Source organism: Streptomyces sp. NPDC006487 (assembly GCF_042870555.1).
Lineage (GTDB): Bacteria > Actinomycetota > Actinomycetes > Streptomycetales > Streptomycetaceae > Streptomyces.
In genome coordinates this window covers 13,157-33,758 of the sequence record NZ_JBIAHN010000023.1, presented here as the reverse complement: position 1 = coordinate 33,758, position 20,602 = coordinate 13,157, and the positions used below count along the sequence as shown (strand labels likewise).

The window sequence follows — 20,602 nt, the reverse complement described above, 5'->3', positions numbered from 1 at the left end:
AGGGACGTCGGGTCGCTCGACGACAACAGCGCGGAGCGGTGGCGCCGTTCCGGCGGGAGGGGTCCCTGATGCTCACCGGTCGGTCGCACAGACGCCTGTGGCGGAGGGTTCGCGCCCTCTCGGAAGGGCTGGAACTGCCGGACCCCTTCGACGCCGAGACCTTCCTGGGTCTCCTGGCCGAACGGCGTGGCCGCCCGATCGAGGTCCTGCCGGTCGCGGTGGACGCGGCGGTCCCGTGCGGTCTGCTGGTGACGACCGACCACGCCGACTACATCCTGTGCACCCCGGGGACCAGCGCACTGCACCGGCAGCACATCCTCGTACACGAGGCGGCCCACCTGCTCTGCGGGCACGATCGGTTACCCACCCCCGAGACACCGGGCTTACGCGCGCTGCTGCCCGGACTCTCCCCCGACCTGGTGCGCAGGGTCCTGGGCCGCACCGTGTACGCCGAGCCCGCCGAGCAGGAAGCGGAACTGCTCGCCTCTCTCATCCTGCACCGCGTGCTCAGGGAAGGTCCCGTGCCGGAAGGGGACCACGGTCGGGCCGGGACCCTCGTAGGGGCCCCCTCCCGCCGCCCCGAGCGGCCACGTGTCTGACCTGCTCGCGTACCTCCCGGCCGTCGCCGCGCTGTGGCTGGGCTGCTACGAACTGCGCCTGCTTCGGGGCGGAAGCGACTCGCCCTTCGCGGTCCGCCACCTGTGCCGCTTCGGCTTCTGCATGGCCGCGGCGATGGCCCTGCTGGCCGCTCCGACGATGTACCTGGAGCGGCTGTGGCCGTGGCTCCCGCAGTCGACCCACCTCCTGGGCCGCGAGATGGAGATGGCCGGCCTCGCTTTCCTCCCGCTGACCGTGATCGAGATCGGCCTGCCCCGGTCCCGGCTGCCGACCGTACGGCTGCACATCGGTGTCACCCTCTCGGCCGTCGTGCTGTGCGCGGCGCTGTTCCTCTGCTCCGGCGTACGCACCCGGCACGGCTCGCTTCTCGCGGAGGGGACCGGAGCGGTGCTCCTCGCCTCCAGCGACGCGGTCTTCACCGGCTACAGCCTGTGGTGCCTGGCCGTGTTCCTGGTCCCGGTGCACCGGTTCGCCCGGGGGCGGGGTCCGGGCGCGCTGCGCACGGGCCTGCGGCTGATCACGGCCAGTGTCACGGTGGGCCTCGTCTGGGCCCTGTGGGGCGTGTCGTCGATCGTCACCGTGGCCGTGGACAACCGGCAGAGCGCCGGGCTGGACCCGGTGGGCCGGACGCTCGGTCTGTGCTGTCTGGTGCTGGGCGTCCTGGGCGGCACCGCCGGGGCCTGGATCCGCGTCGCCACCGCGGTCCGGCGGTGGGTACGGACCTACCGCACCTACCGTGCCCTGGAGCCGCTGTGGTCGGCGTTACGGGCCGTCTCGCCCGGGGCGGCCCTGGAGCTGGGTTGGCCGTCGGCGCGGCTGTTCTCCCTGCGCCGGTCCGAGTTCGCCCTCTACCGCCGGGTGATCGAAATCCGGGACGGCTACCTGGAACTGCGTGCGTTCGTTCCCCCCGACGCCCGTGCACTGGCGGACTCGGCGCTGGCCCGGTTCCCCGTGCCCCCCGCGGGCCGCGCGGCGATGGCCGAGGCCGCGGTCATCGCCGCGGCGCTGGAGTCCGCCAGGATCGGCCCCGGCGTCTGCGGGGACCGCGGCGTCGCGCTCGCCTACCCGGTCGATTGTTCGGTGGCGGAGGAGGCGGCGTGGCTGGTCCAGGTGGCCGAGGCGTTCAGCGTGGCCGGGCTCGTGGAGCACATGCGCCACCGGGTGGGGTGCTCGGCGGGCGACCGCTCCGCGATCACCGACGGAGCACTAGGACGGGATGAGCGTCGGTCCGGACAGGGCGGGGGCCGACGGAGGAAAGGCCGTGCGGACGAACAGGGGCGGTTCCGGTGACGGGCGCAGGCCGGAGCGGTGCATCCAGCTCGCTATCTCCACTCGGGAGGAACAGCCCAGCTTCTTCATCGTGTCCCGGATGTGGTTGACCACGGTCCACTCCGAGATGGCGAGCCGGTGGGCGATCTGCCGGTTGCTCAGACCGGCCGCCACCAGACGCGAAACCTCGGTCTGGCGCGGCGTCAGTGGCTCGATCCGGGTTCGGGTGTCCGGGGGTAAGGGATCCGCGGGCGCGGCGGCGGGAGGGGCGGGGGCCGGGACCAGGGAGGCCAGAAGGTCCGGGAGCGACACCTTGGAACCCTCGACCAGCGCGCGGGAGAAGGCGGCCTCGCCCAACAGCTCGCGCACCGGCTCCTCCAGCCGGGCCATGGCGAAGTCGGGCGTGCCCGCCTCCTCCGGGAAGGCGCCGCGCCAGGTGTGGAAGGCGCCCAGGCCGCGGGCGGTGCCGATGGCGCGCTCGACGACGTCGGGCAGGGCGGGACTGCCCAGGGTGGTGGCTATGGCGCCCAGGACGGCCGGCGGCCCCAGGGCGCGCAAGGACGACAGGGCCCGCTCGCAGTAGTGCGCCGTGGCCTGCGCGCGTCCCTCCGCGGCAGCGAAGACGGCCAGGTGGAGCAGGGCGGTACCGGCGGCGAGCGTGTCGCGCCCCTGCTGGGCCGCGGCCAGCACCTCCAGTGCGGTGGCCGCCGCGGCCGCCGTGTCGCCGAGACGGAATCCCGCGAGTGCGGCCTCCAGCGATACGTAGCGGGCCTCGTGGCGGTCGCCGTCGGACCGGTGCCGGTCGGCCGCCTCGCCGAGCAGGGCGGCGCCGCGGTACGGGTCGGCGTCCAGGACGCACAGGGCCCGCAGTCGTGTCACCCGCGCGGACAGCCCCGCGGCGTGGGCGGCGTCCGCCGTGATCCGGTCCAGCAGGTCAGTGGCGGCCTCGGGCTGGCCCGCCAGGATGCCCGCCTCGCCGAGCAGCAGGTCGACGCGGATCCGGTCACGGTGGCCGGTCGCGGTCCACGACTGGTCGGGGCGGGGGCGGCCTTCGGCCCAGGTGCTCCAGCCGCCCGTCGCCCGCCAGTGGACGCGGATGCCGTCGACGAGGTCGAGCGCCTCGCCGGTCAGGCCGTGGCGGAGCAGCGTCTCCAGTGCCGTACGGAGGTTGCGTTCCTCGCTCCAGAAGGCGATCAGGCCCGAGCGTTGCTGCCCCGAGATGATCCGGTCGGCGGCGGCGCGGGCCAGGGCCGCGTAGTAGCGGGCGTGCGCCAGCCGGGCCGCGGTGTCCTCGGGCGGCGGGAGCCGGCGCGCGGGCCCGTCCGGGGGCAGCCGCAGCCGGAACCGGGCCGTCCCGTCCAGGCGGCCGGACGGCAGGGTGGAGGCGGTGAGCAGATGGCCGCGCAGCAGGGTCTCCAGCGCCGAGGAGAACTCCTCCGGCGCGACGGCCGTGATGTGGCGCAGCGCCTCGGGACCGAAGCCGCCGCTGAACACCTGGCAGTGGGCCAGCAGCCGGACCGGCGTCCCGCCGGAGGCCCGGGGAGCGGCGCCGCGCGGATCGCCGCCCGGCGCCGCGGCGGGGTCGCGGCCCTCGGCGTGGAACGGGTACGGGACGGTCCGGTCGCCGAGCGAGGCCCACGCCACCTCGGGGCTCTCCAGTGCGGCGACCCGCGCGGTGCGGCAGAGCGCGCCGGGGTTGCCGCCCACCTCGACGCAGGTGCGGGCGATGACCTGCTGATTGTGCAGTTGGAGGGAGAACGCGGGGTTGATCGTGCGCAGGCAGGCGAGGTACACCTGCACGGAGGGAACGCGCGCCAGTGCGGCGAGATCCAGCGCCGAGCAGTCGAGCGGCACGGGCAGCGGGTCCACCGGGAAGGGGACGAGGCCGTGGGCCGCGGGGGGCTGTCGGGCCGTGCCGAGAACCACGACGGACGCGACCGCGCAGGCCCGCAGCAGCCGGTGGTGGTCCGAGCGGTCGAGGTCGTCGACGAGCAGGAGGGGCCGGGCCCCTCCCGGGTCCCGGCCGGCGATGAGGCCGGCGAGAAGGTCGAGCGCGCTGTCCGTGCCGTCCGTGGATGGCTCGGCCGCGGTCTCCACGTACACGGTGGTGGCGCCGGTCGACGCGCGGTACGCGGCCGCCGCCTCGGCCGCGAGCCGCGTCTTGCCCGCGCCCGGGACACCGGTCAGGAGCACTCCGGGGGTCGACGGATCCGTCAGCAGCGCCGACAGCGCGGAGATCTCGGCGTCCCGTCCGACCATGTCGGCGGGGAACGCGGTGGGTGGGCATGCGGCGGCCGGGCGGGCGTTCTTCACAGATGAGGGCGCGGGGATCGTCAAGGACGGCTCCGGGAGGTGGACCCAGGCGGACGGGGACAGCCAGGCGGTTTCATCTGAGATGAACAACCATTTCGCAGTTTTCATATCCGTATACCACTTCAGCATGGCTGCCGACTTCGGGGGTGTCAACTACAGTGAAAATCAACGTAGTTGCATTCGCCTGAGCGGGTAGGCGTACTGGAGGCCGCGGCAGAAGGGGGCAGGCAGTGGCCGAAACGGAACCCACGCCTTCGTCACTGAGTCGGAAGATCGACGGACTTTTCCGGCTCGCCCGCAGGCCCGACGGCCTGCCGTTCAGCAATGAGGAGGTCGCCACCGCGTGCCGGGAGGCCACCGGGGTGTCCTTCTCGACCACGTACCTGTGGCAGTTGCGCACCGGGCGCAGGAACAACCCCACCAAGCGCCATCTGGAGGCCCTGGCCGACCACTTCGAGGTCCCGGTCGCCTACTTCTTCGACGACGAGCACGGTGCGAAGATCGCCGCGGAGATCGAACTCCTCGGCGCCCTGCGGGACGCCGGGGTGCGCAGTGTGGCACTGCGCGCGGTGGGGCTCTCCTCCGAGGCGCTCGGCACCGTCAGCGACCTCATCGACGTGATCGCAGTCCGTGAGGCGGCCCGCCGGCGTGCCCGGGGCGCGGGGGAGGCCCCGCCCGCGGCGGAACCCGGCGACGACCGGGTCTGAGGGCCGACCGCACCGTGCGAAGAGGCCCGTCCAGGCGGCGGGCGGGTGCCGGGGCGGCCCCGGTCACTGCGGCCGATCGGCGGGTCGGCGCAGGAAGAAGCCCGCCACGGAGCCCCGTACCCGGTCTCCGGCGTGCGGCTCCACCTTCTTGATCATGTGCGGTACGCCCGACCGCAGGACGACCAGGCGGTTGGGGTGCGGGGCGACGTAGTGTCCGACCCGGGAGGTGAGATGGGCGTTCTGGTCGGCGGACCGCGCCCCGGGCGTTCCGCTGGAGACGAGCAGTTCGGCGCCCCAGGAGGCCTGCCACTCGGGGTGCACGTAGAGCACGAACGAGGCGGCCCGGTCGCCGGAGTCGTCGTGCCAGGCCAGTCCGGAGCCCTGCGGGTAGAGGAAGGGGCGGCAGGTGAAGGCGTGCCAGTCCGTTCCGAACCGCCCGGTCCACGGCTCGATGCGGGGTGCCTCCTCGGCCAGTTGCTTCACCACGGCGTCGGTCGCCCCGCCCGACGGGTGCGGAGCGTGGTCGGCGAAGAGTCCCGTGAAGTGGCCTTCCGGGTCGTTCAGCGTGCCTGGCCCGCTGAGGGGGCTGCCGTCCAGCAGCCCGTAGACCTTGTTCCACGCCCCGTCCCGGCGTCCGTGTACGAAGTGGTAGTCCTCGGTGCGCAGTTGCTCCCACAGCGTGGCCGCGGCCTCTGGGGCGAGGAAGTCGTCGAAGACGGCGAAGTCATCCGTGCTCCAGGTCAGTTCCATGGGTGTCCTCCGTAGACGGGGAAGGCGGTACGGCAGGGGAGGGGGAGGTGTGCGCAGGCGGGGCGGGCGCGGTCAGGCGCCGGCGGTCTGGAGGCCCCCGGCGCCCACCGGGACGGGTGGCCGTGCGGCCGCCTCCCGGAGCAGTCGCTGCGTCATGCCCGCCGCCCGCGCGTCGCCCGAGCCCAGCACCAGCCGCAGCATCTCGGCCGCGGGCCGCGAACGCCCGTGCGCGAGGTGCACGGTGGCCACGTTGAGGGGGCGCAGCCAGTCCGGCTGCCGGGCCTCCTTCACCGGCCCCTCGTCGATGAAGGTCACTCCGGGGCAGTCGGACAGCCGGTCGGACAGGTGGGCCGCCAGCTCCCGGGGCGGCATCGGCTCGCAGTACACCAGCGGTGTCAGCAGGTCGGCCGCGGAGACGGTACGGGGGCCGGCGCCACCGGTCGGGGAGAGCGGCCCCCGCGCCCGGTACAGGTGCCGGGGGTCGAGAGGGGTGCGGGCCAGCGGGGTGTGCGGGTAGACCCGGAGCCCGCAGGAGTAGCCCACCGACACGCCCCGGTCGGCCAGCCGGCGGATGTGGCGGATCGCGTTCTCCAGGGTGGCGGCCGTCTCGCCGGGCTGGCCGAACAGCACCCCGATCTGAACGTCCATCCACTCCGGCCGACGCCGCAGCAACAGACCGAAGGTGTCCTCGACGTCGGACATCCGGTAGTTCTTGTGGTGCCCGCGCAGCATCCGGTCGTCGAAGGCGTCCACCGAGAAGCTCGGACGCACGCAGCGGGACCGGACCAAGGCGTCCATCAGCCGCTCGGAGAACGGCTTGACGTTGAAGTAGCCGTGCCAGCTGATCACTTCGCCGTGGCGGCTTCCGGCCAGTGCCTCGCACACCTCGGTCAGCGCACCTTCGTAGGGGAGATTGACCTCGGGGGCGGCCAGATGGAAATGGGTCAGCCCGTACTGCTCGACGTAGTGCTCCGCCTCGGCGGCGACGGCGTGGGCGGGGCGTGCGTCCACCCTGCCGACGTTCAGCGGATCGACGCAGTACGAGCAGCGCAGCGGGCAGCCCGCGTGGCTGCGCAGCGCGGTGGGGATGCCCCGGGCCTTGGCGAAGAGCACGTACTCCGGTGCGATCCGAGGCAGCGCGGTGGTGGGCCGGGACACCACGTCGGGCCGCGACCGCGGGCCGGGCCCCAGGGCTCCGTCGGCGGTGCGCACCAGCCCGCCGGGGAGCGTGGACAGCGTCTCGGCGACCACCTGCCGCACGCCCCGTGTGGCGCCGTCGGCGACCACGCGCGCCAGCAGGGCGGTGAACGCGGTCTCACCGGGACCGGTGAGACCGAAGTCCAGTCCGAGCCGGTCCATCACCTCCACCGGGCAGGAGGTGAACGCCGCGCCGCCCGCCACCACCGGCAGTCCGGGGTCCCAGGCGCGCAGCGTCGCGGTCAGCTCGGCGATGGGCGCCAGGTAGTCCACCACGTCGATCCACCGCCCGTCCGGGCCGGCCGCCGTGTCGCAGGCGACCACGGCGTTGTCGATGTTGCGGATGGACAGTGCGACGAGGTCGGGCCGGGCCCGGTCGAGCACCTCGGTCAACAGCCCGGTGTGGTCGAGCGATTCGAGGAACGGGTTGCACACGGACACCTCGACCGGCAGTCCGCTTTCGGTGATCGCGGCCCGCAGGATCTCCAGTCCGTACGGGCCGACCGGCAGGACCTGGTGGGGGTTGGCGTAGAGCAGGAGGACGCGCACGGGCGGCTGCTTTCTCGGAGTTCCCCCGGAGGGGACGGGTCGTGCGGTGGGGCGGTGCGTACCGCTATGCCTGCGGGGCGCGCACGCCCAGGTCCTGTTTGGCGTCGATGGCCCGCTGGAGCGCGGTCAGCGCACGCCCGGCCACCGGGAGGCCGGTACGGCGGGCGAGGACGGCGCTGAAGAGCAGCGGTGTGATCACCGCGCCGCTGCCGCGCACCTTGCCCAGGTGGCGGACCACGGCGTCCAGGTGCGTCGCGGCCGGCTCCGGGTCGCCGGCCCGCAACGCCCGTACGGCGCGGGCCTGCAGGGCGACGGTGTACTCGGCCCAGGCCTCGGGGGGTGGAACGGTCACCTCGTCGAGCCCGGGCCCGCCCCGCGCACTGCCGGACCGCCCTTCACCCGAGGCCTCCCGGGCCAGCTCGGCCTGGAGGCGGGACAGCGACGCCTGGCGGACCATGCCGAGGGCGGCGCAGCGATCGCCCTGTGCGGTCCACCAGCCGGCCGCGGTACCCCAGTCGCCGGACCGGGCCGCCAGGACGGCACGCCAGCCCGCGATGGTCGCGGCCCCGGTGCCCTGGCCCAGATCGCGCAGCACCTCCTCGGCCTCGTCCATCGTGGAGTCGGCCGCGGCACGGTCGCCGGACATGTGGTGCACCAGCGACAGCGCGACGCCGGTGGCCGAGCTGAGCAGCCGGGAACCGGCGACCTCCTGATGCAGTCGCTCGCAGTCGGCGAGTGCGGCGGGGACCGGGGTGTCGCCGTTGACCAGGGCCATCGCCAGGTTGGCGTATACCTCGGTCAGGCCCAGGCAGGTCCCGGCGCCGTCGGCCGAACGCAGTGCGGAGCGCAGCGCCCGCTCGGCGGCGGGGTGGTCGCCTGCCCGCAGCGACTGGAGCCCGGCGTACAGGTGTGCCCCGACCCGGGCCTCCGGCTCCGGGGAGGCGACCGCGGCGAGGTAGTGCGGATCGTCCGGTACGGCGGGCGCGTCGCCGGTCAGGTAGGTGCGGGAGTACAGCGAGTTGAGGCGGGCGTGGATCCGGGCGGCCGGTGCGGCCCGGTCCGGGTCCGACAGCACGCGCTCGACGCGTTCGAGGGCGGCCTGCGGCATTCCCTGGGTGCCGAGGGCATACGCCTCCAGGACATCCAGGTCGTGGCCCTGCGCGCGGTCCGCCTCTGCCAGTGCGCGGGCGCGTCCGGTGAGCGTCAGCACCAGTTCGGGGCGCCCACGGGAGAGGGCGAAGCGGGCGGCGACGCCGAACGCGGTCACGGCGGACTCCGCGGCCCGGGCCGTCCGGTCGGAGCCGGGCTCCACCCCGCGCAGCGCGGTGTGCGCCGCCTCCCAGTGCCGGGCCAGCAACTCGGCGACAGCGGGGCGCCGTTCGGCCAACGGTTCCAGGGAGCTCGCGAGCCTGGCGTGCACGTCGGCGGTCTCGGAGAGCGTCAGTCGCCGCAGTGCCACCTCGGCGACGACCGGAAAGGCCGGGGCCAGACGGCCCTTGTGGGCGTCGGCGGACTCCACCAGCCCGGCCTCGAGGAGGCAGGCGGCGGCCGCGGCGACCCTGTCGGGGTCCATCAGGGCGCCCAGGTCTTCCAGGGACAGGTCCCGGCCGGCGGCGGCGAGCAGCACCAGGAGTTCCCGTGAGTCGGTGTCCAGCTGGTCCAGCAGGGCACCGAGCGCGGCGTGCGCGCTGGGTGGCGCCCAGTCGTCGCCGGGCTGGGCGAAGCGGCTCAGGACGACCATCTGTTCGATGTACCGGGGGATGCCGCCGGCCCGGGAGGCGATCTCCTCCGCGGCGGAGCCGGCGGTGAGGAGGGCGGCGGCGGCCGGGTCGTGTCCGGGGGCCCCGGTGCCGGTGGACCGGGCGCGGTCGGCGGCGGCCGGGTCGTGCTGCGCGGTGAGCAGCCGGTGGGCGAGGCGCCGCGCGTCGGGCCGTCCGAGTGGTGGCACGGTGAGCCGGTGGTCCTCCCGGCCGGCGAGCGCCTCGGGGGCCGAGACTCCGACCAGCAGCACCACGACCGGCCGCCCCGGCGCGGAGGTCAGCTCGTCGAGCAGATCGGCCAGTGCCCCGGGGGTCCACTCGCTGTGCTCGACCACCAGAAGCAGGGGCCGCGCGCCCCGCAGGCGGTCCAATGCCGCGGTGAGCGCACGGCCCAGCTCGCCGCGGTCCTGGGCCGGGGCCTGCTCGGCGCGGGTGGAGGCGCCGGTCAGCTGCACCGTCACGTCCACCCTGTCGTGTCCCTGACGGGCGGCGTTCTCGATCTCCTCCAGGAACAGGCAGCAGGCCAGCAGGCCGAGTCCGGTCCCGGCGGGCGGGCAGCGCAGGACGGCTGTGGCCAGGCCGGTGCAGTGGTCGAGGGCCTCGGTGACCAGCCGGGACTTGCCCACCCCGGAAGGGCCCCCGACCAGGATCAGGGTCGGGCCGGTGGCAGTGGCGGCCGCGTCGATGCGGGCGGCCAGCTCGCCGACCAGGCCGGTCCTTCCGACGGTGCCCGGGCCGGGGGCCTGGGTGTCGGCCGGACCGACGATCCAGGCCGGGACGGACCGGGCGAAGCCCTTGGCCGCCACCGGTTCGATCGCCCGCAGCGGGAAGTGGTCCTGCAGTTGGAGCCGGGTGGCCAGGTCCACGATCACCCCGTCGTCGGGGGCGTACTGCTGGAGTCGGGCGGCCCGGTTGAGCACCGAGCCGATGACGAAGCTCGACGTCCGGCCGCTGACCGCGACATGGCCGGAAGCGACCGCGGACCGCACCGGGAAGTCGCCCAGCAGCAGCTCGCCCAGGCCCCGTGCGTACTCGCCGGTGCGGTGCCCGATGGCGGTGGCGGCGGAGACGGCGGCGGCGGCGGCCGACTCGCCGTGCCCCTCGACGCCGAACACGGCGACGACCGCGTCGCCGATGAACTTCTCCACCTTGCCGCCGTAACCCTCCACCAGCGAGCCGACCAGGGAGAAGTAGCCGTCCAGGACGGCCGCCCACCGGTCTGGTTCGAGGGAGGTGGCCAGCCCGGTGGAGCCGACCACGTCGCAGAAGACGACGGAGACGAAGCGCAGGCCGCTGGCGGGAGTGGCGGGCTGGCCGATCTCCGTCCCGCAGGCCATGCAGAAACGGGCCGCCGACGGGTTGTCCACACCACAGCCGGCGCACTGGCTCGCGGTGGATACGATGGGACCGGTGGGCTTGGTCATGCTGTCCTCCCCGTTCACTGAGCGACCACCGGGTGGTTCACGACGCTTGCCTCGTCGTGAACCACCCGGTCTGTGCTACGGCCCAGACGTCACCGGTCCGGGGCCGATCCCCTGACGAGGGTCGGCACTACCAGAGGTAGCCACCGCTGGGGTCGGAGACCGAGTGGCCCTCGACGTCCGAACCCGCGGCCTCGACCCGGGACTTGACGCTCAGCAGGACGTCGATCTCGTCCTCGGTGAGGGACTTGAGCACCGCCTGCTGGGCGTCGTTGGCGTCGGTCATGGAGAATCCGGCTTCGGCCAGCTTGTCGATCTTGTCTGCCATGGTGATCTCCTCGGTTGGCGAACCCGCGCGTTTCACGTGCGGGGCTCTGGTTTCCCGGTGCGGTGCACCGGAGTTCAGGGGGGCCGGGCGGGGCGTCGGCCCATCGGCCCGGCCGGCGCCGTCGTCCGCGCCGGACTTCTGAGCGCCGGACGTCGGAGCGGTGGGCGGCGGAGCGGTCGCCGGTGGAGCGGTGGGCGGTACGCGGCCGAGGCGGACGGCGACCACGGCGGCGGTGAGCAGCAGGGCGGCACCCGCCAGCAGCAGCAGGCTTCCGAGCCCGATCCACACGACCAGGGCCGCCGCCAGCATGGGGGCCAGCACGTTCAGTACGGCCGGCACGGAATTCATGAGCGCCCATACCCGGCCGGTCAGTTCCACCGGCGTCTCGGAATGTACGACGCTGGGAAAAGTGACGAGGATTCCGGCGCTTGCTATTCCCAGAAGGAAAATAACACACAGCCATATGGTGGAGTCAATGCGTAGTTCGTGGAAAATGGCGAATCCGATGACGACGATGATGCAGCCGATCACCAGGATCGACCCCGCCATGGTGAGGAAAGGCCGAAGGCGTGCTGCGAAACGGCCCATGAGCAGCGAACCCGCGACCCCGCCCAATCCGACGGCGGACACCATGTAGCCGATGTAGGACGTGCCCATTCCCAGGGCCGGCACGATCAGGGCGGCCATGGAGTCATAAAGGAAGACGACGAACATCAGGCTGCACATGACGAACAGAAGGGAACGCAGCAGGCGTGATCCGAAAACGTGCTGGAATCCTTCCCCCAGTTCTTTGAAATAGTGCAGATCCGTACTCCGGGAAGGTGACGACGTGGTGCGCAGGGCGCGGGCGGCGATCACCCCGACGAGAAACGTGCACGCGTTGGCAGCGAACACCGCCCGCGGCGACATGAAGGCGACCAGCAGGCCACCGAGCGCCGGCCCGAGGATCTTGACCGATTGCATCGCCGTCTGGAGCAGCACGGTGGCGGCCTGGACGCCCTCGGGCGGCACCGAGACCCGCAGCTGGATCTGGCCCGCGAGCCCGCCGACCGAGCCCAGAGCCGAACGGACCAGCACCAGCCCGGCCGCCCAGTACACCCCGGGGGCGACCACCAGGCCCAGGGTGAGCCCTGCCTGCACGAGGTCCGTGAGGATCAGTACCCGGCGCGACGGCCGACGGTCCACCAGCACCGCCAGGAACGGGGTCGCCAGCAGCGGCAGCATGCTCGCGGCCACCACCAGCGCCAGCTCGCCCGCGCCGCCGTGCCAGACCGTGGTGACCAGCACCAGCAGTGCCACCTGGTCCAGCCAGTCGCCCAGACCGGAGACCACCGTGCTGGTGTACAGCAGCCGGAAGTCGCGGCCCGCCAGCGGGCCCGGAACCCGCGCGCGGCTCATCCGGCCAGGGCCACCGGGGAGCGCCGGTGGACCCGGCCGAGCACGTCCTCCATCACCTCGATCAGCCCCCTCATGGAGTGCAGCGCGCTCACACCGAGCAGTTCCTCCTGCGCCGGGTCGAGCGGCAGCCGGTCGATCAGCCGGTGCACGTCGTCGCGGTGCTGCACGTCCAGCTGGGCGTGCCGGGCGATGGTGCGGAACGCCGCCTCCGGCAGCCCGGTCCGGGCCGCCAGGTCACCGGCCAGCCCGGGACCGGGCGGGTTGCCCTCCAGCACCGCGATGTGCCCCACGAGTGCCACCGGATGCGCATGGCGCAGCCAGTAGTACTGCGAGCCGACCAGCGAGGCGATGGCCGCCCCCGGCAGTGCCGTGCGCAGGGTCTCGGGATCGCCCCCGGCCACCACGTAGTCCTCGGCCACCCACTGGTCGTGCCCGTACTCCTCACGGATGTGCTTGGCCAGGTAGCGGCCCACCAGATCGGCCACCGGGTCGTCCTGACGGACGGTGCACTGCTCGACGGCCGCCAGCATCAGCGGCACCGTGGCCCGGATCGTCCCGTGCAGCGTCTTGAGCCACTCCAGGTACACCTGGTCGGCCCGCGGATGGGTCCACATCTGCCGGGACGCGGCGTCCACCGCGGGCATCAGCAGCCCGATCTTGCGGCGCAGGGCTTGCGACCTCGTCTGCTCCTCCACCGTCAACCGCCTTCCCTCAGGGCCACGCCCAGCGCCGTCACGGAGTCCGCGGCCGGCCCCGGTCGGCCGGCGATGTCGTACGCCTTCCAGCAACCGCCGCAGACGTTCTCGAAGCGTTCCTCGCGCAAGGCCTCGAAGCCGGGCAGGTCGGCCGCCGCCCCCGGGCCGAGGCGCCCCACCACCTTCAGCAGCGGATCGTTCCGGAACCCGGTCAGCGCCTGTGCCACGCCCTCGGGCCGCCGGGTCCGGGCGCGCAGCGCGGACGGGCCGTGACCGGTGATCAACCCCTCGTTGCAGCAGGGGATCACCACCCCGTCGTAGCGAACCGTGGGCGAGCCGAGCAGGGTGCACGCCGCGAACGTCCCCACCTCGTGCCGGCTCTGGAGGGCGAAGACCCCCTCGCCCCGCCCGTACCGCAGGGGGGTGATCACGTTCGTCTCCGCCGCGTCGGCCCACCGCGGGCCGAGGGCCTCCGACAGCAGCTCCTCGGCCACCCGCGCGCCGTCGCCCGTGTCCAGTTCCTGGACGACGATGCGGCAGCCCGCCCGGTGGGCCGCGCGCAGCGCGCCGACGAACCGCCGGCTCGACACACCGCCCTGGTGGAAGCCGTCCGTGCTCAGGAAGAGCGTGGAGATCCGCGGCAGCAGCCTCTGTACCCAGCCGGGCGCGGAACCGTTCTCGCGCGCCCAGTACCCGCTGGTGAAGACGATGGTTTCCAGCCCGGCGTCGGCGAACGCCCCGATCGCGTACGGCAGCGCCCGCTGCTCGGCGAAGGGCTCGCCGCCGGAGACCGCCACCGACCGCAGGCCGGGCAGCGCGACGATGCCGGCGACGACGTCGTGGAACACCTCCCAGTCGGCGACCCTGTCGCTGTCCGCGCGGGCGTCCACCGAGCAGTGTGCACAGCCGACCGGGCACTGGTCGGTGATGTACAGCAGGACCGACTCACCGCGACGGTGGCGCATCGCCTCGGTGTCCGCCAGCGTGGGGCGGCTGCGGAGCGCCTCGGTGTCAGCTCGTGTAGGACGGCTGTTCACGGTCCGCCTCCCATCCCAGGGACACCAGGCCGCCGTAGCGGCCAGAGCGCCGGTCCGAGAAGGCGGTCCCGTCCACCTGCTCGACCATGCGACGGGCGGCGGCCTCCACCTGCCGACCGGAGTCGCTGCGCAGGTACTCCGTCACCTTCCGCTCGGCCTCGGCGTCGCCGGACAGCGTGAGGCAGTTGCCGCACATGCCCTTGTCGCACGGTCCGTCCGAGAACCGGGCGGCCACGAAGCTGGGTCCGAGCACGCGCAGCGCCCGGTACAGCTCGCGGCGCAGGAACTTCTCGCGCAGCTCGGGCCACGACTGGTGGGACGCGTGGCCGAGGATCAGGTGCTCCGGCATGCTCCGCTCCACCAGGTCCTGGTTGCAGCAGGCGTAGACGGTGCCGTCGTAGGTGACCAGCGGCCAGGTGATCCGGTCGCACGGGTCGACGGGCGCGACCGGGACGCCGGAGGAGGGCGTGGGAGTCAGCCCGCCGAGCTGGCGGCCCCGGCCGATCGGACTCAAGGTGCCGACCAAGATGGGCACTTGGTCGTCGAACTCGCGCCGCACATCGTCGATCAGGCCCTGGAGGTAGGGATCGTCGTCCCCCCGCCCGGTGAGCTGGAAGCTCACCTGCGGCACCAGTTCGCGGATCCGGTGCATCGCCCGGAAGACGTCGGCCCGGCCCACCTCGCGTTCGTGGAACTCGTCGAGGCTGGCGGCGAAGTGGTCCACCTCGCGGATCGCCGCGGACACCGGGGCGGGCAGCCGCCGGCTCTCCCGGGCGAACCACATGCCCGACAGCACGTACGAACGGGAGCCCACGGACCGGGCGGTGCGCGCGAGGTCGGCGACGAGCGCGGCCCGCAGCAGCGCCTCGCCTCCGGACATCAGCAGCAGGTCCGGTCGGGTCTCCTGGTCGAAGGACTCCACGAGCCGGCGGAACGGCGTCTCGGGATGCTGTTCGCTGGTACTGGAGGAGTCGGTGGAGCAGTGGGCGCACGACAGCGGGCAGCGGCGGGTCAGGGCCAGGTAGAGGCCGGCGGCGGGCTTGTTGCGGATGGCGCCGATTTCCAGCAGGTGCACGGGATCACCCCCTTCTCGATGACAGGGCGCTGGCGATCTCCTCGAGCGAGGCGAGCGTCCGCGCGGCATTCGGGTCGTCGGTCCTGGCCAGGTCGGCCACCAGCGTGGTCAGCCGTTCGGCGGCCGCCGCATGCCGTCCGGCGGGGCCGGGCGGCGGGCCCGCCAGTGCCAGGGCCGCCGCGCACTGGCGCGCCAGCTCCGAGACCAACTCCAGGACGGAGGTCGCGCTGCGCGCGCCCAGCACCGGGTCGAGCACCTCCAGAACGCCGAAGACGGACCCGTCGGTGTCCAGCGGCGCGGCGATGATGGCCTTCGGTACCCGGCCGGTGGAGGCCGCGAAGTCCCGGTTGAACTGTGGGTGGTTGTCGAGGTTGTCGGCGATCACCGCCTCCCCGCTCTGGAAGACCCACCCGGCGATGCCGCTGTAGTCGGGGATGGTCCAGCCCACCAGACTGTCCTCCCGGGGGTCGGAGATCGCCTCCAGAACGAGTGCCTCGCCCGCCGCGTCGTGCAGGAAGACCGACGAGGCGGGAGCGCCGAAGACGAGCCGGGCCAGCCGGACCGTCGAGCGCAACACCTCGTCGCGCCGGGACAGCGGAGGGCCGCTGAGAGGGGCGTCATGCGCGGGATTCGTCATGGCCGGCTCCTTCGGCGGATGGGGTGGATACGGCGGATGCGGCGGATGAGACGGGTACGGCGGATGAGGAAGGTACGGCGGATGAGGAAGGTGTGGCGGAAGCGGTGACAGGGGTGGGGGTGCGGGGTGGGTCGGACGCGTCGGTGAAGTTGTCCGAGAGCGAGGCGAGAACGTGCTTGACCTCGCTCACCGGAAGATGCGGATGCTTTCCGAGGATGCGGGCCACGAAGCCGGTGACGTGCGGGGTCGCGAAGCTGTTCCCGGAGAGGAACGAGCGGCCGCCGCCCGTCCAGGGGACCTCGATTCCGACACCGGCCGCGAAGAATTCGACCGGAGGCTGCGGACTGACCTCGATGCGCTCCGCGTCGGCAACCTCGTGCGACCCGACGGAAATCACCGAGGGGAAGATCCAGGGATAGCTGCGGACCGGGCTGTTGTGCGCCGAGGCCACGATCGCCACCCGGTTGAAGTACGCCTCGTCCGCGATGTCGTGCAGTGAGGCCTTGAAGTCGCCCTTGCGCGAGGAGAGGCTGAGGTTGACGACATGGAAGCGCTCTGCCACCGCCCAACGCAGGGCAGCCAGCAGCATGTTGCCGTCGCCCGCGAGTCGCGGTCCCAGGATGCGTACGCTGGTGAGGCTCACGTCCGGTGCGATCCGCCGGATGATCGCAGCGCACGCGGTGCCGTGACCGGCGGCGTCGCCCTCCTCGTCCGGGACGATCCGGTAGCCCGGCAGGCCGTCGCCCGCGGCATCCTGCTCGATGCGTTCCACCGCGTACGCCCCCTCCAGGGGCCCGATCTCGGGATGGTCCGGTGTGACTCCGCTGTCGATGACGCAGACCCGGATTCCCGCACCGCGCGACCCGCCCCAGGCCCATTCCCGGTCCACCGCCGTGGAGGCCGCGACCGATGACCGGTCGACGAGTTCCCCGGCATTCATATGGGCGAACCGGATCGTTGCCCGACGAAACGCTGTAGTGGTCAATGGAGCCTTCCGGTCACTCGTGGCTCTCCCGTACGGCGCGATACCGAACCGTCGAACGTGCCGGACCGTCCCGCTGTCGAACAGCTGAGCGGCGCCCGCGGACCGATTCTGTACGAGGCCCCAGGCCCTCGGACATCCCAGTTGTCTGGGGTGCCTTCCGGCCCGTCCTGCCCCTCGGGGCGCGGAAACTGACAGTTTTCTGTGTTGTCGGTCGGCTTGCGCAGCCGTTCGATGTCAGCTGTCGACGGCCTGGTAGAGCGTGGTCCAGAAGTCGTGGATCAGGCGGGCGGAGTCCGGGGTGGACATGCCGACCTGGGTCAGCAGGATTCCCGTGAGCCGGTTGTCCGGGTCGGCGTAGGCGGTGGTGCCGGTACCGCCGTCCCAGCCGAACTGGCCGAGGGGCGCGTAGTCGCCACGACGGGTGCGCACCGCCATTCCGAAGCCCCAGCCGCCCTGCTGGCCTTGGCCGACCGTGAGGTGCGCGATGTTCCTGTACATCGAGTCCCGGGCGGCTTGTTGCCCGGGCGCGAGGCGGTTGGTCGTCATGAGTTCGACGGCGGGCCGGGACAGGATCCGTTCGCTGCCGTGCATGCCGTGGTTCAGGAGCATCCGGAAGTAGGCGTGGTAGTCGTCGGCGGTGGAGACCAGGCCGCCGCCACCGCCCTGGAACGCCGGAGGGCGGCTGCTCCTTCCGCCTTCCGCCTCGTCCCATACGAGGAACTCGCCGGTCTGCGGGTCGGGTCCGTAGAGGGGCGGCAGCCGGTCGATCTTTTCGGCGGGTACGTGGAAGGCGGTGTCCCTCATCCCCAGCGGATCGAGGATGCGTTCGCGCAGGAACGTCTCCAGCGTCCGGCCCGTGACCCTGGAGACGAGCACGCCGAGCACTTCGTTGGCGAGGTCGTACTGCCACCGTTCACCGGGCTGGTACGACAGGGGCAGTTCGCCGAGGCGGCGCATCCACTCGTCCGGATCGGGCGCCGGACCGGAGGCCACGCTGTAGTCGAGGCGCTCGAAGGTGGCCGCCCCGATCGGGGAGACCGGCAGATCGAAGTCCAGCCCGAGCCCGAAGGTGGAGGTCAACAGGTCCCGTACGGTGATCGGGCGCCGGGCCGGCACGGTGTCGTCGAGCGGGCCGTCGGGCCGCTTCAGCACGCGGCGGTCGGCGAGTTCGGGCAGCCACGGGTCCACCGGCTCGTCCAGCCGCAGCCTGCACTCGTCGAGCAGGACCATCACCGCCGCCGTGGTGACCGGCTTGGACACGGACGCCATCCGGAAGATCGTGTCCCGGCGCATCGGCTCGCCACCGTCATGACGCATCGTCCCGATCGTCTCGACGTGCGTCCGGCCCCCGCGGCTGACCAGGGCGACCAGCCCGGGAATCTTCTTGGACTCGACGTGCCGTGCCAACACCTCGTGCAGTCGGCGAAGCCCGGCCTCCGAGAAGTCGTTGTCGTGCTTGTCCATGACGGGTCTCCTTGTCCACCGGACCCCCTTCGGGCCGGTCATGCGATGAGCTTTCACCCTGACCCAAGGTCAAGGTCAACTCCCATCGCGGCCACGGGTCGACCCCGGCGCGGATCACAGGCAGGGCGAGGAGCGGGAACAGGCGCGCGTTACCCTCGCCCGTGTGATCATCCGCAACTCGTCCCCGTCCCCGTCCCCGTCCCCGTCTCCGTCCCGGTTCCGGTCGCCGATGCGGATCGTGCACCGCGGGCGCCCACGATCCGAAGGTGCGTCGAGCCGATGACAGAAGGACTGACGATCGGTCAGGCGGCGGCGTTCGTCGGCGTCACGATCAAGACGGTGCGGCACTATCACCGGCTCGGCCTGGTCGCCGAGCCGGATCGAGACGGCTCCGGCTATCGGCGTTACGCGTCGGCCGACCTCCTGCGACTGGTCCAGGTCCGGACCCTGGCCGGGGCCGGCGTGCCACTGGCCGAGATCGGCGAGTTGCTCGACGCCGATCCCGAGCGGTTCGCCGCCGCCCTGGACGATGTCCACCGTCGGCTCACCGAACAGGTCGAGGACCTGCTCGCACGACGCGACACGCTGCACCGGCTCGCCCACGGCGACCGTGCCCTGCTGCCCGACCGGGCCTGCGCGGTCCTGGACCGACTCGCAGCTCTCGGCTTCGGTCCCGATTACGTGGCCGCTCAACGGGAGGCCCTGGTCCTGGCCCGGGCATTGGTCCCGGAGGTCTTCGAGGCCTTCCTCGCCAGGCTTGAACACGGGCTTGAGGACCCAGAGTTCGTCGCGTTGACACAGCGCAGCCTGGAGGTGATGTCCTGGGATCCGGGCGACCCGCGGATCGAGGAACTGGCGTCCGCGCTGGCCGCCAAACTGCTGGCAGACCGCTCGCTGCTGGAGATTCCGACCGGGCCTCGGCGCCCTTCCGATACCTCGGCCCGGTACGGAGTGGTCAACCACCACCGGGAAGACGGGGAGTCGTCCATCGCCCGGCTGAACACGCTGGTCGAGGGGCACCTGCGCGCGGCCGGCATCGGCATCCCGCGTCAGTGACGGCCACCCGCCGGAGGGTCTCCGGCCCGGTCCGGTGCCTTCCCGGGACCGAACGTCATCATCAAAAGATCATGCACGTGGTGGTGGCGTGGGCGATCAGTTTGCCCTGTTCGTCGATCACCTTGCCCTCGGCGGTGGCGGTGCGGCGTCCGGCGTGGATGACCTTGCCCTCGGCGGTGAGCACCTGACCGTCGGTACGGGCGGCCCGGATGTAGTTGACCTTGAGTTCGAGGGTCGTGTAGCCGGTGCCGGCGGGGAGGGTGGTGTGGACGGCGCAGCCCATGGCGGAGTCGAGGAGAGTGGCGGCGATGCCTCCGTGGACGGTGCCGAGCGGGTTGGCGAAGTCGGGGCGGGTGTCGAGGGAGACGACGATGCGGCCGTGCTCGACCTCGTCGAAGCGCATGCCGAGCAGTCGGCCGATGGAGGGGATGTCGGACGGGCGTTCGGTCTGGACCCAGCGCATCAGTTCCAGGCCGGACAGGCCGGACAGGGCGGTGAGGTCGGTGGTGGTCACGTTCGTTCTCCTTGGGTGAGGTGCTCGTGCCGGGCCCGAGCGGGGTCAGGCCTCGCGGCGCTCGCGCAGGGCGTACACGAGCAGGTCGTGGATCTCGGCGGCGGCCGCCTCGATCGGAGCGGCACTCCGTTCGGCCCGGCACATGATCACCGCACCTTCGACCGCGGCGATGACGAAGGACCCCAGCCTCCGGCTGCGCTCCTCGGTCAGGCCGTGCCGCTCGAACAGGGCCGCGAAGGCCTCCTGCCAGCGGGCGAAGACCGCGGCGGCGGAGCGGGTGAGCTGAGGGGCCCCGTCGTTGGCCTCCACGGCCACCGCCACGATCGGGCAGCCGGCCCGGAAGCCGCTCTCCACGAGCCGGTCGCGCCACAGCACGAAGAACGCGTCGATGGCGTCCACCGGATCGCCGGTCCGCATCATGGTGTCGATCAGACCCGAGATGTAGTCCCCGGCCAGCGCCACGGCCTCGTCGATGAGCTGCGTCCGCCCGCCGGGGAAGTGGTGATACACCGAGCCCCGAGGGGCTCCGCTGTGGGCGAGGACCCGGTCGACGCTGGTCCCGCTCGCACCGTACTCGGGCAGAAGGGCAACCGTGCTGAGGACCATCCGATCGCGGCTGTCACTCCTGCGCGGACTCACCCGCTCCACCACCTTCGCGACGACGACGCGGCCCGCCGAGCGGGCTACCTGTCGGTAACCTATGGGGTATGGCATAGAACATGCAAGAGGTGTCCGGAGGGTCCTTCACGGTGAGGTGACGAGGCGCGACCACCCGGGCCGGCGTCCGTGATCCTTTTGGCGCAGTCCTGCGCGACCGGACCGTCCAGGG

Annotated in this window: 17 protein-coding genes; 4 read left to right on the top strand and 13 right to left on the bottom strand. The window is 72.6% G+C overall.

What is annotated here, in order from left to right; all coding sequences use genetic code 11:
• The first annotated feature begins 68 nt into the window (after positions 1–68).
• Positions 69–599: a ParH-like protein gene (locus ACFYM0_RS33580; RefSeq protein ID WP_388508196.1), complete on the top strand. Its 531-nt coding sequence runs from the start codon at positions 69–71 to the stop codon at positions 597–599.
• Positions 592–1,908, top strand: a complete 1,317-nt coding sequence (locus ACFYM0_RS33575) for an MAB_1171c family putative transporter (protein ID WP_388508194.1) — start codon at positions 592–594, stop codon at positions 1,906–1,908. The genes ACFYM0_RS33580 and ACFYM0_RS33575 overlap by 8 nt, the downstream gene beginning before the upstream one ends.
• Here ACFYM0_RS33575 and ACFYM0_RS33570 read toward each other — a convergent pair.
• Positions 1,825–4,224: a LuxR C-terminal-related transcriptional regulator gene (locus ACFYM0_RS33570; protein ID WP_388508192.1), complete on the bottom strand. Its 2,400-nt coding sequence runs from the start codon at positions 4,222–4,224 to the stop codon at positions 1,825–1,827. The genes ACFYM0_RS33575 and ACFYM0_RS33570 overlap by 84 nt on opposite strands.
• Before the next feature lie 206 nt (positions 4,225–4,430).
• On the opposite strand from ACFYM0_RS33570, the gene ACFYM0_RS33565 reads away from it, so the two are divergent.
• Positions 4,431–4,907, top strand: coding sequence for a helix-turn-helix domain-containing protein (locus ACFYM0_RS33565; protein ID WP_388508189.1), 477 nt, complete (start codon positions 4,431–4,433; stop codon positions 4,905–4,907).
• A gap of 63 nt (positions 4,908–4,970) precedes the next feature.
• On the opposite strand, the gene ACFYM0_RS33560 is transcribed toward ACFYM0_RS33565, so the two are convergent.
• The 10 genes from ACFYM0_RS33560 to ACFYM0_RS33515 form a co-directional block, all read right to left on the bottom strand.
• Positions 4,971–5,657 carry a 2OG-Fe(II) oxygenase family protein gene (locus ACFYM0_RS33560; protein ID WP_388508186.1) on the bottom strand — a complete coding sequence of 229 codons (687 nt, stop codon included), beginning with the start codon at positions 5,655–5,657 and terminating at the stop codon, positions 4,971–4,973.
• A 72-nt stretch (positions 5,658–5,729) separates the two neighbouring features.
• On the bottom strand, positions 5,730–7,403 hold the full coding sequence (locus ACFYM0_RS33555; RefSeq protein ID WP_388508183.1) for a B12-binding domain-containing radical SAM protein: 1,674 nt from the start codon (positions 7,401–7,403) through the stop codon (positions 5,730–5,732).
• A gap of 64 nt (positions 7,404–7,467) precedes the next feature.
• Complete coding sequence (locus ACFYM0_RS33550) at positions 7,468–10,587, bottom strand: AAA family ATPase (protein WP_388508180.1); 3,120 nt, start codon at positions 10,585–10,587, stop codon at positions 7,468–7,470.
• Positions 10,588–10,714: 127 nt separating this feature from the next.
• Positions 10,715–12,310, bottom strand: a complete 1,596-nt coding sequence (locus ACFYM0_RS33545) for an MFS transporter (RefSeq protein WP_388508177.1) — start codon at positions 12,308–12,310, stop codon at positions 10,715–10,717.
• Positions 12,307–13,005 carry an iron-containing redox enzyme family protein gene (locus tag ACFYM0_RS33540; RefSeq protein WP_388508174.1) on the bottom strand — a complete coding sequence of 233 codons (699 nt, stop codon included), beginning with the start codon at positions 13,003–13,005 and terminating at the stop codon, positions 12,307–12,309. Before ACFYM0_RS33540 ends, ACFYM0_RS33545 begins: the two co-directional genes overlap by 4 nt.
• 2 nt (positions 13,006–13,007) lie before the next feature.
• Positions 13,008–14,042, bottom strand: coding sequence for a hypothetical protein (locus ACFYM0_RS33535; RefSeq protein ID WP_388508172.1), 1,035 nt, complete (start codon positions 14,040–14,042; stop codon positions 13,008–13,010).
• Positions 14,017–15,117 (bottom strand): radical SAM/SPASM domain-containing protein, encoded by a 1,101-nt coding sequence (locus ACFYM0_RS33530; RefSeq protein ID WP_388508170.1) that lies wholly within the window; start codon positions 15,115–15,117, stop codon positions 14,017–14,019. The genes ACFYM0_RS33535 and ACFYM0_RS33530 overlap by 26 nt, the downstream gene beginning before the upstream one ends.
• 4 nt (positions 15,118–15,121) lie before the next feature.
• A complete protein-coding gene (locus tag ACFYM0_RS33525; protein ID WP_388508167.1) occupies positions 15,122–15,754 on the bottom strand; it encodes a GAF domain-containing protein in 633 nt (210 codons plus the stop codon).
• Positions 15,735–16,694: a S8 family serine peptidase gene (locus ACFYM0_RS33520; RefSeq protein WP_388508164.1), complete on the bottom strand. Its 960-nt coding sequence runs from the start codon at positions 16,692–16,694 to the stop codon at positions 15,735–15,737. Before ACFYM0_RS33520 ends, ACFYM0_RS33525 begins: the two co-directional genes overlap by 20 nt.
• Before the next feature lie 279 nt (positions 16,695–16,973).
• Complete coding sequence (locus ACFYM0_RS33515) at positions 16,974–18,203, bottom strand: serine hydrolase domain-containing protein (RefSeq protein ID WP_388508162.1); 1,230 nt, start codon at positions 18,201–18,203, stop codon at positions 16,974–16,976.
• 279 nt (positions 18,204–18,482) lie between these two features.
• Between ACFYM0_RS33515 and ACFYM0_RS33510 the strand changes: the two genes are divergently transcribed.
• On the top strand, positions 18,483–19,259 hold the full coding sequence (locus ACFYM0_RS33510; RefSeq protein ID WP_388508159.1) for a MerR family transcriptional regulator: 777 nt from the start codon (positions 18,483–18,485) through the stop codon (positions 19,257–19,259).
• A 61-nt stretch (positions 19,260–19,320) separates the two neighbouring features.
• On the opposite strand, the gene ACFYM0_RS33505 is transcribed toward ACFYM0_RS33510, so the two are convergent.
• Together ACFYM0_RS33505 and ACFYM0_RS33500 are read right to left on the bottom strand one after the other, a co-directional pair.
• Positions 19,321–19,773 (bottom strand): PaaI family thioesterase, encoded by a 453-nt coding sequence (locus tag ACFYM0_RS33505; protein ID WP_388508157.1) that lies wholly within the window; start codon positions 19,771–19,773, stop codon positions 19,321–19,323.
• 45 nt (positions 19,774–19,818) lie between these two features.
• Positions 19,819–20,487 (bottom strand): TetR/AcrR family transcriptional regulator, encoded by a 669-nt coding sequence (locus tag ACFYM0_RS33500; RefSeq protein WP_388508154.1) that lies wholly within the window; start codon positions 20,485–20,487, stop codon positions 19,819–19,821.
• Between the last annotated feature and the right edge of the window lie 115 nt (positions 20,488–20,602).